We start from the raw sequence: 15,664 nt of genomic DNA on the forward strand, positions 1-15,664 counted from the left end.
TATATAAACTTATTACGGAGAAAAATATGAAAGTAATTTCTGGGAGCCATCATGACATTCAAATGTCTTGAAATCTTCTGTCCATTCATAAGCAATCAGCCGGTCATTATTCAGGTAATCAATAACCCACTTGTCTTTCTTACTGATAGGTGCATTGGTCACTATACAGATACATGCATTTGGTTCTGAAAATACATACCGATATTCGTACAATTGAGACAATGCTTTTCGAATTTGGCTTACAAAGTTTGTATCTGTGATTGATTTCATTTCGTATAGGACGATGTCTTTATTGTTTTTTGAGTATAAGTCAATTATTTCATTTTCAAATGCCGGGAGATTCTTGTTTTTTAGAAAAAGTGATTTTGCCGTGACAAGATTCCAATGTATCTGGTTTGCCCTGTCGAGTTTTTGTGATTGAACTTCGAATTTAATTTTTTTACCCACTTTAGGGTCAGATTTGAATTCTTTGTCAGAAATGCCATCACATAACAAAGTCTTGGTTTTTACCGCAGCTCCAATGTATTTGTTAAGGATGTAATTATCTTTATTAATAACAATGGTTTTATTTTTTACGAGATAATTCAAATAATTAATAAAAGTCGAAAAACGTCTTTTAGCCGTACTTTCAGCACCTGGATAAAATTTCAAAAACCAAAGCCTCAATTGTGCTTCAGTAGGATGATCACTATTGATATATGCAATGGCACGCTGAAAAACTATCGAATCAAGTACGCATCTTGTTAGAAATTCATTACGAGCAGATGACGTATTGAGAGAAGAAAATTCCTTGCCAAGAGCGGTAAGTTCAGAGTGATTATTACTGGTTACAATAAGACCAAGTATCTCTGCTGCAAGCCTATAATATCTTCCTTGTCTTCCGCCAGAATCTAACCCTATAACACCTTCAATGCTGACATCCGAAAAGTTCCCTTGTGATACAGCAATAGCGACTTCACCGACTTTTTCAAGTCTGTCTGCTTGCGGAAAGTCGCTTTGGGAAATCATTCTCAATACCCAACAAATAAGTATTCTTGCACGTCGTTATTGTTATCTCCGACCTTGTGCCCATGTGTTCCGAATGAATACTTGTAGTCCACCGGAATGACCGCAACATTGGTCTTGTACTTGCCCATTATTTCAAGCATCTCGTCCTGCGTGGGCTGGCTGTTGGACGAGTATGATACTATCAGAATATTGTTTTTGAACCGCTTAAACAAGTGGTCAAAGGCGTCCGCAGCACCCTTTCTTGTGGAAAATGGTGTCGGATAGGATTTGAATTTCTTGGTCTGGGTGTGTTCCTGTATCTCCACACCCTTCCAGTTCCTTGCCAGCCCTTCAACGAAGTGATACCGGCGGACATACTCGTTGTCCGACAGCGGGCTGTAATATGGCGGGTCAATGTAGACCAGTGCATTTTCTACGACCGGTACGGTCAAAGCGTCGCCGTGGCGTGATTTGTTTTCATGCCCATTATCAAAAACGGCACTGTTAATCGCTTCCACAGCTTCTAGGAACTGGTCCGCAAATGACAGGTGAAGATCACGCCGCCCGTCGTCATAGCGACCAAGACCGGTATAAGTGAATATCCCGCGTGGACGCTTCTTGGTGCAGGCTCTGATAAGCGCCGAAAGGGCGATTGCCTTCTTATATTGATTCTTCAATGCCCAAATATTTGACCTCAAGACATCAATCAGGCGATTATCGGCATCCTCGAAGTAAAGACCCTTGAACTTCTCCGCCACGAAGCCGTCAGACTTGTGCTTTGGTTCCAACAGTCTCCGTGCTTCTTCAAGCGGAAGAATAACGGAATTATTCTCGACCATTGCTTTTGTAAAGCACGCCGACATGTGCATGTAGTCATTCGATATGACCGCCTTGCCATGAGACTTGAACATATAGCCGACAATCCCGCTACCGGAAAAAAGGTCAACGGCGGTATCGAAGTCAAACTGGGACGCTACTGCCCAAATGTCTTTCAGGAGTTTGTTCTTGCTTCCCATATAACGGGTAGGCGGATACAGCAAAGCCTGTTCCGGAAGTGGTTCCGGCACAAGTTTCAGGTTCAGACGTGCCTTGGGCTTGATGTCAACGATAACATCTTGCCCTGTGCGTCCTTGTCCATTACAACTGATATGGCGCTTGGTCTCAACGACGTACATTTCATAACGCCCGTATAGTTCATGCACCAAGGGATTGTTGCTGTTAGTCAATATGACATAGCACCCTAGTTCATGCAGGCGGGCGATTTCCGTAGCAAGTTCCACATGGTCTTCCTCGTAGAACTGTTCTTTGGTGTATCGCTTGAAATCAGCATACGCCGATACCGGGAGATATGGCGGGTCAAGGAAGACAAAATCACCGGAACGTGCGTGTTCCCGTAGTACGTCCTTATAGTCGCCAAGAACTATCGTTGCCTTGCTCAACAGGTAAGAAGCGGCACGCAATCCTTCTTCGTCAAGAATGCGGGGATTGACGTACCGACCATAGGGCGAGTTGAACTGACCGCTTTTGTTGACCCGGTACAATCCATTGAAGCAGGTCCGGTTCAAGAAGATTGTCCGAGCCGCTGCGGACGCTGGCGAAAGCTTGGTCCAGTCCTGCGCCCTGACCTTATAGAAATCGTCTTCCGTGTTATTGTGGCGTTTCAGGCACCGGATAACATTGTCAACATTGTCGGCAACCGATTGGTACAGGTTGACCAGTTCCGGGTTGCTGTCGGCAATAATGGCATCTTCCGGCTTGACCGCAAAGAACAATGCTCCGCCGCCGAAGAATGGCTCGATATAGCGACCGTACTTCTTCGGCATCTTGGGCAACAGTTGCCCAAGCAGTTGCGACTTGCCGCCTGCCCACTTCAAAAGAGGTCGGCAACCAGACAAATCGCACAACTCACTGATATTTCTGTTTGTTTTTGATTTTGTCATAATAGATAGCGATGTTCAAAGGGTACAATCTACTCTAAAATTTAGCCACAATGCAAAGTAATTCCATGGACCCTGCTGTATATTTTCGCTGCTATAAATGTTGTAAGGAGTTACAAAGTTTTCAGATATCGAAATACTACTGTCCGGTAAACTTTGATTGTACAGCTGTAACTTGTTGAACTTTATTGCTCTTTGGCACAATTGTTCTTTTTTCGACATGAATTCGTTCTGGGTGTAGCCTTCCTCCCTTTACAGGAGGGGAGCAATGCACACCGGTCCGACCGTTTTCAAACAACTTCTGCAGTTTCTGCCCCGGTACGAATTCAATCTCTGCGTTCGCCGACACCGTGGCGAGTATCGGGAGAAGAAGTTCTCGACCTATGACCAGTTCCTCTGCCTGGCTTATGCCCAGATGGCTGGCCGTGAGAGCTTGCGGGATATCGAGACCTGCCTGAACTCCCACCAGGAGAAGCTGTACCACATCGGCTTTCGTGGTGATGTCTCCCGCACGACCCTTGCCGACGCGAACGAGCGCAGGGACTGGCGTATCTTCCAAGACTTCGGTCATGTACTGATCGGCATAGCTCAGCAGCTGTACCAGGCTGATGCCATCGCCGTTGAGCTTACGCAACCGCTCTACGCCTTTGACTCGACCACTATCGACCTGTGCCTTACGCTGTTCCCATGGGCCGAGTTCCGCAAAACCAAGGCGGCGGTCAAGATGCATACGCTCATTGATCTGCGTGGTCCCATTCCAACCTGGGTCACTATTACCACTGGCAAGGTCCACGATGTCAGGATGCTGGACCATCTGCCGGTTGCAAAGGATGCCATTTACACGATGGACAGAGGGTATGTCGATTTTGCCCGGCTCCACTCCATCCACAAGCAGGGAGCATTCTTCGTAGTTCGGGCAAAGGACAACCTGAAATGCCAGCGGTTATATTCCCATCCGAAGGACAAGGAATCAGGTGTACGGGCAGACCAGATTATCACCCTGGTGACGCAGAAGTCGAAAAAGGGGTATCCGGAGAAACTGCGCCGGGTCAGCTATGTTGACAAAGAACGGAACAAGCGACTCGTATTTCTCACGAACAACTTCGAGATTCCGGCAGCGACGGTGGCTGCGATTTACAAGCAGCGCTGGCAGGTGGAGCTGTTTTTCAAATGGATCAAACAGCACCTGCGGATCAAGTCGTTCATCGGAACGTCAGTCAATGCCGTGAAGAGCCAGATATGGGTTGCCTTGTGCATCTATCTGCTGGTGGCGATCACGAAAAAGAAGTTGGGGGTTCCGTGTTCGCTCTACACTTTTCTACAGATTCTGGAGGTCAACTTGTTCGAGAAAAAGCCCATTTCATCGCTGGTTGCGGAGGCTCTCAAGCGAAATGCTGATTATCCTGAGCGCAACCAACTGAACTTATTCAACTATTAACCGGACAGTAGTGATATCGAAACGAAAAAATTGTGAATAAGCTACCCGATTTGTCTCAACAAATTCGGTAGCTGCCTTAAGAGATATGCTTGAATGGATTTCATGGCAGATTTAAGCTGGTTTTCTGGAAATAATAGAATTCCCCCTTTCATGCAGAAGCTATTGGTAAAAATCGGTCCACATTCAGGCAGTCAACCCGCGTGTAGCAATGAAACTGTAGACTGTACCGCGCGAAACCGAAAATATTTTAGCAATAGACGACAATGATACCTGCTTCCGCAGGAGTTCTGTTATCTGACCTTCCATACCGTCAAGTTTGCTTACCCCGGTAGCTCCTTTGGGACGTCCTAGCTTGACCCCGGCAGCCTTTCGGGCTTCTAGAGCCCTTTTTGTGCGATCAGAAATCAAATCTCTTTCCAACTCTGCAAAGAGCGAGAACATCGTAACCATAACCTTTGCCTGAAGGTTCTCACTCCCATTTATATTCAGGTTTTGCTTTATCGCTATTAAGAACACCTTCTTAGATGCCAATTCATTTATAATATTCAAAACTTCTACTGTACTTCTACCTATCCGCGACAATTCAGAGACAATAACACGGTCCCCTTGAGACAACATACTAACTAAATAGTCAATTTTACGCTCTTCTACTGACTTACGACTTGAAATCTCAACTTCTACAAAGTCGTCTATAGATAATCCATTCTTTTGAGCGTAATCAAGAATCTCAAATTTTTGATTTTTCAAATCTTGCTGACTTGTGCTGACTCTCAAGTATGCTATTGTTTTCGCCATATTCAGCCTTCCTTTGCCTGTTAATAAAATAGTTAATTGCTATTTTTATTTTACGGATACAGTCAAAGGAAGTCTATGGTTAATTTGTTATATATTGCATACTAAAAACGTATGTTTTGCTAGACTCTTATTAATGGTAACTAGAGATGTCACTCTTACAATACCATTCATTATGTTTGGCGAGACTAATTTGAATCCAGTTCAAATTCGGTTTCGAATGGGTGTAATTCTTCCTCTTCTCTAAATATTGGCGCCATTTCTTTATTCCCCATCCACCAATTCAATTTATCGTTAATTAATTCTGAAGTTACCCGGTACGCTTGTTGTTTCTTGTCGTATTTAATAGTTCGGTAGTTACCGTTTTTGAACCTGACGACGAAGAATCTATCATCTTTTGTGTTTTGCTGTGACTGCCTCATTCCATCCAAATCAATGGTTTTTTCATGCTTCAGAATGTGTTTTTCTGAATCAGATGCACTTTTTATTTTAATTTCGTAGTCTCTTTCTTTCTGTTCTATCTGTTCATCACTAAAGACGCTTCCTCTCGGGTATACTAATATTTGGCTTATTATTTGTCTTAACTCGTCACGCAATCTGATTCTAAACATTATTTTGTCATCTTCTTTCACTGATTTATTCTGTGCCTTATCCAAAGTAAGCAAATTTTGCACTCTAACATCTATATTATTATTATCATATTCTGCGATGCATATTCCCTTACTCAATTTTTCTATCTCTTCAGATAGGTTTGTTTTTTCTTCTAACTTTTTCTTTATCTGTTCGTGGTAATGCTCTAATTCTGCTCTTTCAGTAATATCATCTAAAAAAACATTCAACATATCAATTTGTTTTTGCACCTTCATTAGTTTGCCATTTCTTGCCGTTAAGCTTTTTCTCAGTTCATTTAATCTATTCTGGTCTGCCTGTTGTTCTGCTCTAAGCACATATCTAATATCAATTTCTCTGCAATATTCAAAAAATGCTTTCTCGATCTCATTACATTTCATAGAAATGTAACTACACTTGACTCCGCGTCTTGCACTATCACATACCAGATACCTTACTTCACCTCCAACGTTATGCCTAGCAACAACATCCATACGTGAACCACAGTAACCACACCTTGTATATCCGCTAAACAAATTTTCTACTTTAGCAGTTCTACCAGGTCTATGTGCTCCGTTTTTCAATTTAGCTTGTACTGCATAGAATGTATCGGTGTCTATAATAGGAGGAAAATAATCTTTGATTAGTTCACCGTCCGGAACCGGTTTTGAATGTTTTGAGCCAAACACATGTGGCTGAAACTCTCCAATCACAGCACTATTGGAAAGGATTTTTCTGACGGTTGTCTGATACCAACCTATTTTTGACCTAAAAGGTTCTATTTTTTGTTTATTTAATATGGTTGATATTGCCTTTACACCAAGACCAGATAAAGATAATTCAAATATTTGTTTTACAATTTCGACTCTGTCTTCTTTCAGTATAAAATCTTTCTTGTCAGGAGTTAGTTCAAGCCACCCTGGACAATTCGCTGTCAACTTTATATTGTGAAGATTTTTGCGCTTCAGACGCCACGCCGCACATATTCGTTCTGATTTCCGCAAGCTTTCTTCATTTGCACGAGCCATAATACCCAAGGAAATGAATATGTTGCCGATATTCGCTTCAAATCCTTCTTTTGTGTACTCCATTTTGTCACTAAGAGTAACGATTTTGATGCCAGCGTCCAAAATCTCTTGAAATTGCTTGAAGGCTGTCAATACACTCTCTCGACTCAATCGGTCCAGCGATTCGACTAGAAGAACCGATCCTTTAGGCACCCGTCCTTGCTTCACAAATTCGAGAAATACACCAAATTCACCTTCCTTGACATGTTCACTCGTGAAGGCGGACTTACCCAAATCTTGATAGGAATGTTTATCATCTAGCACTAACCCGTGTTCTTCTGCGTACGTTCGGGAGAGTTGAAGCTGTCTTTCCAAGCTGCTTCCCTCTGCTTGTGTTGCTTTTGAAAACCGGATATACGAAATACAAAGAGGTCGTTCCACGGAGAGCTTCCCTGTCTTTAATATTCAACTATGATTAATCTTTATACATTTTTCAGTAGTGCAAATCTATACACTATTAGAGCATCGTTCATCCCAGGGAGGTCTTCAACCCGGCCGTGCGGGAATCGGCCGCCGCCGTGATCCTCGTCCACAACCACCCAACCGGCGACCCGGCCCCGAGCCGCGAGGACCAGGAAATCACCCGGCGTCTCCGGGAGGTGGGGGATCTCATGGGGATAAAAGTGCTCGATCACATCATCATCGGCGACGGCCGCTTCACGAGTTTCGTTTCAGCGGGCTTCATGTAGTAGCAGCGAGTCAGTGCCGAAGATACTTGGCAATCCCCAGCTCAAAGCACTCGGGATCGAAACCGAAGACCTGGGGCCAGGGGCTCGCGCAGATATTCTCCTCCACGAGCATGGTGATCTGGTCCATGGTGATGGGAAAAAAGGAGAAGCCCTGCATGACTGGCACGACCAGCTTCATGATCCCCAGGGGGTTGGGGACCTTGGGCACATGCCCCTTGCCGACGATCCGGCCGATGGTATCGAGAAGGTCGTTGTAGGAGATGCGGTCGGGGCCACAGAGTTCATAGGCCTGCCCCACCGTCTCCGGCTTCTCCAGGGCCAGGACGAAACAGCGGGCCACGTCATCGGCCGCCACCGGCTGAAGCCGGTACTTGCCGTCGCCGATGACCGGCACTGCCGGGTACGACCTGATGTAACCGGCCAGCTTGTTGATGAAATCGTCCTTGGGACCGAAGACAATGGAAGGGCGGAAGATGGTCCACTCCAGCCCCGAGGCGCGCACCTCCTCCTCGGCCCGCCATTTGGTCTGATGGTACCGAGAGGTGGCGTTGGGCCGGGAGCCCAGGGCCGACATCTGGAGATGGCGCCGGATCCCCGCCCGCCGGGCCGCCTCCACGACATTTTGCGTCGCCTCCACGTGGAGTTTATCGAACGTCATTCCCCGCCCGGGAAACTCCCGGATGATCCCCACGAGATTGATGGTCGCGTCGCATCCCTCCACTGCCGTGGCAAAGGTGTCCAGCCGCGTCACGTCCCCCTCGGCCTGTTCAACCCCTGCCTCGACCCCCTCGTGCCGGCGGTGGACGAGGAGCCTGATGCGGTGCCCCGCCTCCAGCAACGCCTTCCTCACATGACCGCCGATGAAACCTGTTCCACCCGTCAGAAATATTTTCATGAAGCCCTCCTTCAGCCCAGGCGATGGTGGTGTGATGAGTGAAGTGTACCGTACTGCCGTCCATTTGCCAGCACCACGTGTATACAAGACCCTTGTGATTGACCGGCGGGTGTGTTAATAAAGAATCATTTATCGAGACATGGGGAGGATAGAAAACCATGAGCGAACAGGGTGCGGTCTGCTACACGTTCGAAGCCGCCGTTGAAATGGCGATACAAATGGAGGAAGAGGGTTTCCGGCATTATCTGGCCGCCATCAGGAAGGTGAAGCACAAGGGAGCCCGCGAGATTCTCAAGGAAGCGGCCCTTGACGAGCTTGAGCACAAGCACAGCCTGGAGCAGGCCCTCCTCGAAGGGGAGATGGAAGGGGCTGGCGCCCTTGACCGGCAGATTTCGACCATGAACCTCGGCTATGTCCTCGCCAAGAAGGAACTGAGCCCCAACTCGGACACTCGTGAGGCCCTGGCCTACGCCATCCACCTGGAAAAGGGGTCCATGGATTTCTACAAACGGATGTCCCAGGGGTGCGCCGGTGCCCCCATGGCGGGCATCTTCGAGAAGATGCTGGCGGACGAGGCGAAACACCTGCAGCAACTGGAGGATCTGTACGAAGAGCACTTCATGACCGAAAACTGAGCGGAACGCGGCTTTTGCGCCCTGGCGTTGTTGCCCTGCGCGAGCACTTGTGCGGCGTACCAAGGGGTACGCCTCCGCGTGCTTGCTCGGGCGCCTAGCCAGGACACAAAATCCACGTTCCGCAGCTCAGTGGTTTTTCATAAACAAAAAGGGAAGAGGCTCACAGCCCCTTCCCTTTTTTCTTGTGGCGCAGGTATTCGCGGTCAGGCGATTTCGACCAGCTTGATCTCGAAGACCAGGTCCCGGCCAGCCAATGGATGGTTGGCATCAAGGGTCACGGTGGTGTCGGTCATCTCCGTCACGGTCACGTTAAAGACCTGGCCGTCATCCTGGGTCACCTCGTACTGCTGCCCCAGCTTCGGCTCGGCATCCTGAGGGAGATACTCCCGCTCCACCGCGGCCACCAGCTCTTCCTGCCTGGGGCCATAGGCCTGGTCCACGGGGATCGTCACCGTCTTCGCATCGCCGGCATTCATGCCGATCACCGCCTCCTCGAAGCCGGGGATCACGTCGCCCTCGCCGATGGTGAACTCAAGGGGGCCGCTCCCGCTCTCTTCGGAAGAATCGAAGATCTCGCCGGTGGTGAGCTTGCCGGTATAGTGAACCTTGACGGTATCACCCTTTTTTGCCTGTGCCATGTTTGATTGTTCCTTTCACGAATTAATGAATTGTCTTCCCTGTCAGATGCTTACTCCTTGATCTCGAACGCCACCTTCAGCACCACCTGATATTCGGCGATCATGCCGTCGTCCCCGACATGGCCGCGGATATCCTGGACCTCGAACCAGGAGAGCTTGTCCAGCGACTTGTGAGCCTTGGCCACGGCCGCCTGGATGGCCGCCTCCAACCCCCGCTTCGACACCCCGATAATCTCAACCTTTTTGTAAATCCTGTCGTCACCGTAGCTCATGGCATCCTCCGCAGCGTGAATTTTCCACAAGCTTACCACCGGGTAAAGAGGTGTAAAGGGTCGGAATCCGTCAGGAACGTCCCGTCACCGCGCCGGCATCGCGTTCAGCCGCTCCTTGGCCTTGGCGGCAAGCTCCGACTGGGGATGCTTTGCAATGATTTCCTCGTAGAGCTTGCGGGCATGCTCAAGATTGTGCTGCTTCTCCTCGAACTGAGCCGTCTCGAAGAGTTCCTGGGCACCTTTGCCGGAACATGCCGCCAGAGCGAGCATGCAGAAGAAAAAAGCGACAACGACACCTCGCCCCATATTCCCTCCCCCAATGCAACTGATCAATAGAATCAAAGCCCTCATTGCAGCGACATCTGCAGCAGGGCAAAAATTTGCAGCAGTATGAAAGAATTCTCAGCAAACGTCCAGTGAAAGTTTGGGAATCAGAGTTTGACCACTCTCAGCAGATGCCCCTGCCGGGAAACCATGTGAACAGCCCGGCCCGCCACGGAGGAGCATCCGTCAAAAGGGGGTGAGGAGGTATCCTGCCCTCCCCCCTGGCTTGACCTGCGCCTCAGGTACCTGCGCCAGCAGAGGGAACAGGCCGCCGACACCGCAACCCAGATGGCAACGTGCACCAGCAGGCCGAAGCCACCCCAGAAAAGCGACCAGCCCCCAACCATAAGGGCACCGAGCCCGAACCAAACCATGGTGAACGAGGGGAAAAGAAGTTCAAAACCTATCAAGGCGAAGCCGAAGACTATCCAGTACCACCATTCGCACACCACCTGTCGACCTCCACGCGCCAATATCCGTCACAACCTCCCCGAGGTGTTCTGGCGAATAATCAGCACGTTTCGTGCCGAGGGTCACAGTTGCCCGTCGTAACGGGCCGCGTGGTAGGAACTCCTCACGTAGGGGCCGCTCTCCACGTGGGCAAACCCCGTGGCCAGGGCCGCTGCCCGGTATCTTTCGAAACATTCGGGAGGAATGAATTCCCTGACGGGATGGTGGCTCTTGCTGGGGGCCAGGTACTGGCCGATGCTGAGGTAGGAACACCCCACCGACCGCAGGTCGGCGAAAACCGCCAGCACCTCCTCCTCCGCCTCGCCGAGGCCGAGCATGATTCCCGACTTGCTTCGCACGACAGGGTCCAGTTCACGCAGGGTCCGGAGCACTCCAAGGGAGCGGCCGTAGTCGGCCCCGGCCCGGATTTGGTAGAGGCGCGGCACCGTCTCGACATTGTGGCCGATGATGGCCGGCGCCGAGGCGACGACCCGGGCGAGGCTCTCGCGGTTGCCGAGGTAATCAGGAATGAGGAGCTCCACCGTGGTGGCGGGAGACGCACTCCGGATGGCGGCGACGGTTTCGGCATAGTGGCCGGCACCGCCGTCGGGGAGGTCGTCCCGGGTGGGGCTCGTGATGACCACGTGGGAGAGACCAAGGCGGCGGATCGCCTCCGCAACCCGGTCCGGCTCGCCCGGGTCGGGAGGGATGGGTGTCTGTTTCGTCACGTTGCAGAAGGAGCAGAGGCGGGTGCATGCGGCCCCCAGGATGAGGAAGGTCGCCTGTCGCTCCCGGAAGCACTCGGTAATGTTGGGGCAGCGGGCCTCCTGACAGACCGTGTGAAGGCGCAGCTCCCCCAGAAGCCCCTCCATGCCGGCGTGGGCCGCGGGGTTGATCTTCTTTTGCAGCCACTGGGGCTTGCGGACGATGGTCATGGCGTTTCTCCGTGCAGGTTCCAGGCAGCTTTCCCGTAACGCTCCGCGCCGAGGCGGGCCGCGGTCGCCTCTTCCTCGGCGGTGAGGACCGCAAGAACGAGGTCGACGCCGAGGCTTTCAGCAAAAGCGGCGACAAGCCGCTCCCGCAACCATGCCGAATCAGCCGTCACCCCCAGTTGGGCAAGGCTCGCGGCCCCCTCCAGGAGGCCGGCGGGAGGCTGGCGGAAAAAGGGAAGTGCCTCGGCCAGGGCGCAACGCAACGGCACCGAGCCATGTTGGAAGATCACATCCTTCAGCCGCCGCTGGGCGTTGCCGCCGATCTTTCTCCCGCCGGAAACGATATCGTATTCTTCCTGGCCGGCAAAACAAAGGGGAGTTCGCACGCCTAAGCGCTTCCCTGGCGGTTGGGAATCCACGGCCCAGGATGCCTCGAACCCGAGAGTACCGTAAAAGCGAATGAGGAAGCCGGTGAGGGCCCGAAACGATTCCTTGACTCCCTGTGCGTCGGAAATATGGCGCGGGGCGCAGACCACGGCATAGGTCAACTCTGCGGCGTGGTAGATAACCCCGCCGCCGGTGATCCGCCGCACCACGGGAATGCCGGCGGCCGCGCACCGCTCCAGGTGAAGCGCATCCTCGGCCCGCTGGAACCGCCCTACGGAAAAAGCCGGTGGCTCCCACCCGTAGAGGCGGAGCACCGGCAGCGATGCAGCAGGGTCGAAATGGAGAAGAAGCGCCTCGTCCACCGCCATGTTGGCGGGGCCGTCCAGGGGGCCGGTGTCCACGAGGCGCCAGCGGGTCAGGTTGGGAGAACCATCAGCAGCCAAAGTAGCAGACATTCTGCTCCCGGGCCGCCTTGGTCTCGTCGAGGCGGGTGACCGGCATGGTCCGGGGCATCTCGGCAAAGGCGGCCGGATCGGACTCGGCCAGTTCCGCCGCCTCGCGCATGACGGCGATGAAGGCGTCCAGGGTCTCCTTGCTCTCGGTCTCGGTGGGCTCGATCATGATCGCCTCCTTGACGATGAGCGGGAAGTAGACCGTGGGAGGATGGTAGCCCCGGTCGATGAGGAACTTGGCGATGTCGATGGCATGGACGCCGCTCTTCACCTGCCGGGCCGCCGAGAAGACGCACTCGTGCATGCAGGTCTGGTCATAGGGGAGGTCGTACACGTCCTTCAGGCGGTGCATCACGTAGTTGGCGTTCAGGACCGCCTGCTCGCTCACCTGGATGAGCCCCTCGCGGCCCACCATGGTGATGTAGGCAAAGGCCTTGGCCATGACCCCGAAGTTGCCGAAGAAGCCAGAGGTACGGCCGATGCTCCCGTGGGCCGGGGCATCGACCCCGTAGCAACCGTCGTCGTATTTCACGATCCGGGGAGAGGGAAGGAAGGGGACCAGTTGCTTCTTCACCCCGACCGGGCCGCTCCCGGGACCGCCCCCGCCGTGGGGGGTGCCGAAGGTCTTGTGAAGGTTCAGATGGATCACATCGAATCCCACGTCGCCGGGGCGGACCTTGCCGAGGATGGCGTTCAGGTTGGCGCCGTCGTAGTACATGAGGGCGTCGTGGTCGTGGGCGATGTCGCAGATCTCCTGTATGTGGGGGTTGAAGAGCCCCAGGGTGTTGGGGCAGGTCATCATGACTGCCGCCACCTCGTCGGTCATCACCTCCCGGAATCTGTCCAGGTCCATGTCGCCGTAGGGGGCCGTCGGGACGGTGATGATCTCGTATCCCACCATGGTGGCGGAGGCCGGGTTGGTGCCATGGGAGGAGTCGGGGACCACCACGTACTTCTTCTTGTTCCCCTTGGCCTCGTGGTAGGCGGCGATGAGCATGATGCCGGTCATCTCGCCGTGGGCGCCGGCCAGGGGTTGGGTGGTCACCTCGTCCATGCCGGTGATCTCGGCGAGGGCCGCCCCCAGTTCATAGGCGAGCCCCAGGCACCCCTGGCTGAAGGAAGAGCCATGGGGAAGGAGCGGCACCATGGGATGGTAGGGGGCGAAGAGCCGCGCCGCCTCCTCCAGGACCTTGGCGTTGTACTTCATGGTACAGGAGCCCAGGGGGTAAAAATTGGTGTCCACCGAGAAGTTGCGGCGGGAGAGCCCCGTGAAGTGGCGCACCACGTCCAACTCGCTCGCCTCGGGGAGTGCCGCCGGCTCCTTCCGGCGAAGCGCCGCCGGAAGCTCCGGGGCAGCGGGGACGTCACTGGCCGGGAGGCGCACTCCCCTTCGGCCCGGGACCGATTTCTCATAGATCAGCTGCATAGGATACCCTCCAGGTGCCGGGCCAGGGTGTCGATCTCCTCCCGGGTCCGCTTCTCGGTCACGGTCACCACCATGCACCGCTCCATCTCCGGATAGTAGGGGCTCAGGGGAACACCGGCGGCGACCCCTTTCCGCAGGAGCGCCGTGACCACCTCCTCGGCGATCGTGGGGAGACAGACGGTGAACTCGTTGAAGGTGGCACCGCCGTTCATCACCTCGACCCCAGAGAGGGAGCCGAGGACCTTTTTCGCGTACTCGGCCTTATCGTAGTTGAGCCGCGCCAGCTCCGCAAACCCCTGGGCGCCGAGACTGGAGAGAAAGATGAGCCCCCGCAGGGCGCAGAGGCTCTGGTTGCTGCAGATGTTGGAGGTGGCCTTGTGGCGCTTGATGTGCTGTTCACGGGCCTGAAGGGTGAGGACGAAGCCCCGTTGTCCCTTTTTGTCCACGGTCTCGCCGATGATCCGGCCCGGCAAGTTGCGGATGTACTCCTTGCGGCTGGCGATGAAGCCGAAGGAGGGCCCCCCGAAGGAGAGGGGGTTGCCAAGGCTCTGGCCGTCCCCCACCACGACATCGGCCCCCATGGCGCCGGGGCTCTCGATGAGCCCCAGGGCCACCGGGTAGGCGGAGACCACCAGGAGCGCCCCGGCGGCATGGGCGTCGGCAGCCAGCTTGCGGAAGTCGCTCACGCTCCCGAAGAAGTTGGGGTTCTGGACGAGGACCGCGGCAGTGGCGTCGTCGATGGCGGCCCGGAGCCGCAGGTCGTCCTCCATGCCGAGCTTGGGCCCGATCTCCACCAGCTCCACGTCCAGGTTGGCCAGGTAGGTCCTGACGACCTCCCGGTGAAAGGGGTTCACGGCCCCGTCGATGACGAGGCGGTTTCGCCCCGTGATCCGCAGGGCCATCATGGCCGCCTCAGCCAGGGCCGTGCCGCCGTCGTAGAGGGAGGCGTTGGAGACCTCCATGCCGGTGAGGCGGCAGATGGCGGTCTGGTACTCGAAGAGGGCCTGGAGGGTCCCCTGGGAGCATTCGGGCTGGTACGGGGTGTAGGCGGTGTAGAATTCGGCCCGCCCCGAAAGGTGGTCCACCACGGCCGGGATCAGGTGGTCGTAGTAGCCGCCGCCGACAAAGTGTGCGAGGTGCTGGGCGTTCTTCCCGGCCAGGTGCTCGAACCGGCGGAGCATCTCGAACTCGGACATCCCCGCAGGGAGATCAAAGGAGCGGGCCCGCAACCCCGGCGGAATCGGCTGGAACAGGTCGTCGATGCTCGCCGCGCCCATGGCGGCCAGCATCTCCCGTACCTCCTCTGGCGTGTTGGGGCAGTAGCTGGCAGTGCTCATCCGAGGCTCCTCACGTACTCGTCATACTGGTCGCGGGTCATGAGCTTCTGGAGCTCGGCCGGATCCTCCATGTCCATAATTGCCATCCAGCCGGCGTCCTCGGCCGCCTCGTTGACGATCTCGGGGCGCTCTTCAAGGGCCTCGTTCACCTGGGTCACCGTGCCGGAAACCGGGGCGTAGATGTCGCTGGCCGCCTTCACCGACTCGATGGCCGCCAGGACCTCGAACTGCTTCACGACCTTACCCACTTTCGGAAGCTCCACGAAAGTCACATCCCCCAACTGGTGGGCCGCATGCTCGGTGATCCCCACCAACGCAACTCCTTCCTTGACCTTGACCCACTCGTGCTCCTTGGTGAAATAGATTTCCATGTATCCCTCCTTGATTTTGATAACAG

16 protein-coding genes and 1 pseudogene are annotated in these 15,664 nt (G+C 53.8%); 3 read left to right on the forward strand and 14 right to left on the reverse strand.

Annotated features, from left to right (window positions below; genetic code table 11):
- Positions 1 to 12: 12 nt before the first annotated feature.
- Both GMET_RS18485 and GMET_RS15730 read right to left on the reverse strand, forming a co-directional pair.
- The gene (locus tag GMET_RS18485) at positions 13 to 1,008 is read right to left on the reverse strand and encodes a DUF7226 domain-containing protein (RefSeq protein WP_004514314.1); all 996 of its coding nucleotides are present in this window, start codon (positions 1,006 to 1,008) and stop codon (positions 13 to 15) included.
- Between the two features lie 2 nt (positions 1,009 to 1,010).
- A complete protein-coding gene (locus GMET_RS15730) occupies positions 1,011 to 2,927 on the reverse strand; it encodes a Dam family site-specific DNA-(adenine-N6)-methyltransferase (RefSeq protein WP_004514315.1) in 1,917 nt (638 codons plus the stop codon).
- 265 nt (positions 2,928 to 3,192) lie between these two features.
- Here GMET_RS15730 and GMET_RS15735 point away from each other — a divergent pair, with 265 nt between their 5' ends.
- Complete coding sequence (locus GMET_RS15735; protein ID WP_004514806.1) at positions 3,193 to 4,362, forward strand: IS4-like element ISGme2 family transposase; 1,170 nt, start codon at positions 3,193 to 3,195, stop codon at positions 4,360 to 4,362.
- Positions 4,363 to 4,545: 183 nt separating this feature from the next.
- Here GMET_RS15735 and GMET_RS15740 read toward each other — a convergent pair whose 3' ends face one another.
- Positions 4,546 to 5,157, reverse strand: coding sequence for a recombinase family protein (locus tag GMET_RS15740; protein ID WP_004513857.1), 612 nt, complete (start codon positions 5,155 to 5,157; stop codon positions 4,546 to 4,548).
- A gap of 185 nt (positions 5,158 to 5,342) precedes the next feature.
- A complete protein-coding gene (locus GMET_RS15745; RefSeq protein ID WP_004513858.1) occupies positions 5,343 to 7,211 on the reverse strand; it encodes a recombinase family protein in 1,869 nt (622 codons plus the stop codon).
- Positions 7,212 to 7,291: 80 nt separating this feature from the next.
- Between GMET_RS15745 and GMET_RS15750 the strand changes: the two are divergent.
- A pseudogene (locus GMET_RS15750) lies at positions 7,292 to 7,519 on the forward strand (JAB domain-containing protein); the annotation flags it as partial.
- 10 nt (positions 7,520 to 7,529) lie between these two features.
- Here GMET_RS15750 and GMET_RS15755 read toward each other — a convergent pair.
- Positions 7,530 to 8,414: a complex I NDUFA9 subunit family protein gene (locus GMET_RS15755; protein ID WP_004513860.1), complete on the reverse strand. Its 885-nt coding sequence runs from the start codon at positions 8,412 to 8,414 to the stop codon at positions 7,530 to 7,532.
- 158 nt (positions 8,415 to 8,572) lie between these two features.
- Here GMET_RS15755 and GMET_RS15760 point away from each other — a divergent pair, with 158 nt between their 5' ends.
- A complete protein-coding gene (locus tag GMET_RS15760; RefSeq protein ID WP_004513861.1) occupies positions 8,573 to 9,049 on the forward strand; it encodes a ferritin family protein in 477 nt (158 codons plus the stop codon).
- 203 nt (positions 9,050 to 9,252) lie between these two features.
- Here GMET_RS15760 and GMET_RS15765 read toward each other — a convergent pair whose 3' ends face one another.
- From GMET_RS15765 to gcvH, 9 genes are all read right to left on the reverse strand, one after another.
- A complete protein-coding gene (locus GMET_RS15765; protein WP_004513862.1) occupies positions 9,253 to 9,687 on the reverse strand; it encodes an FKBP-type peptidyl-prolyl cis-trans isomerase in 435 nt (144 codons plus the stop codon).
- 50 nt (positions 9,688 to 9,737) lie between these two features.
- A complete protein-coding gene (locus GMET_RS15770; protein WP_004513863.1) occupies positions 9,738 to 9,959 on the reverse strand; it encodes a dodecin in 222 nt (73 codons plus the stop codon).
- An 84-nt stretch (positions 9,960 to 10,043) separates the two neighbouring features.
- The gene (locus GMET_RS15775) at positions 10,044 to 10,265 is read right to left on the reverse strand and encodes a hypothetical protein (protein WP_004513864.1); all 222 of its coding nucleotides are present in this window, start codon (positions 10,263 to 10,265) and stop codon (positions 10,044 to 10,046) included.
- Positions 10,266 to 10,390: 125 nt separating this feature from the next.
- Positions 10,391 to 10,735 carry an NfeD family protein gene (locus GMET_RS18875; protein WP_004513865.1) on the reverse strand — a complete coding sequence of 115 codons (345 nt, stop codon included), beginning with the start codon at positions 10,733 to 10,735 and terminating at the stop codon, positions 10,391 to 10,393.
- 81 nt (positions 10,736 to 10,816) lie between these two features.
- Positions 10,817 to 11,668 carry a lipoyl synthase gene (gene lipA / locus GMET_RS15785; RefSeq protein ID WP_004513866.1) on the reverse strand — a complete coding sequence of 284 codons (852 nt, stop codon included), beginning with the start codon at positions 11,666 to 11,668 and terminating at the stop codon, positions 10,817 to 10,819.
- Positions 11,665 to 12,507 carry a lipoate--protein ligase family protein gene (locus GMET_RS15790; RefSeq protein ID WP_004513867.1) on the reverse strand — a complete coding sequence of 281 codons (843 nt, stop codon included), beginning with the start codon at positions 12,505 to 12,507 and terminating at the stop codon, positions 11,665 to 11,667. Before GMET_RS15790 ends, lipA begins: the two co-directional genes overlap by 4 nt.
- On the reverse strand, positions 12,485 to 13,930 hold the full coding sequence (gcvPB, locus tag GMET_RS15795; RefSeq protein ID WP_004513868.1) for an aminomethyl-transferring glycine dehydrogenase subunit GcvPB: 1,446 nt from the start codon (positions 13,928 to 13,930) through the stop codon (positions 12,485 to 12,487). The genes GMET_RS15790 and gcvPB overlap by 23 nt, the downstream gene beginning before the upstream one ends.
- Positions 13,921 to 15,267, reverse strand: a complete 1,347-nt coding sequence (gcvPA, locus tag GMET_RS15800) for an aminomethyl-transferring glycine dehydrogenase subunit GcvPA (RefSeq protein ID WP_004513869.1) — start codon at positions 15,265 to 15,267, stop codon at positions 13,921 to 13,923. The genes gcvPB and gcvPA overlap by 10 nt, the downstream gene beginning before the upstream one ends.
- A complete protein-coding gene (gene gcvH, locus GMET_RS15805) occupies positions 15,264 to 15,638 on the reverse strand; it encodes a glycine cleavage system protein GcvH (protein WP_004513870.1) in 375 nt (124 codons plus the stop codon). The genes gcvPA and gcvH overlap by 4 nt, the downstream gene beginning before the upstream one ends.
- Positions 15,639 to 15,664 lie beyond the last annotated feature (26 nt).

It is taken from the genome of Geobacter metallireducens GS-15 (assembly GCF_000012925.1).
Classification (GTDB): domain Bacteria; phylum Desulfobacterota; class Desulfuromonadia; order Geobacterales; family Geobacteraceae; genus Geobacter; species Geobacter metallireducens.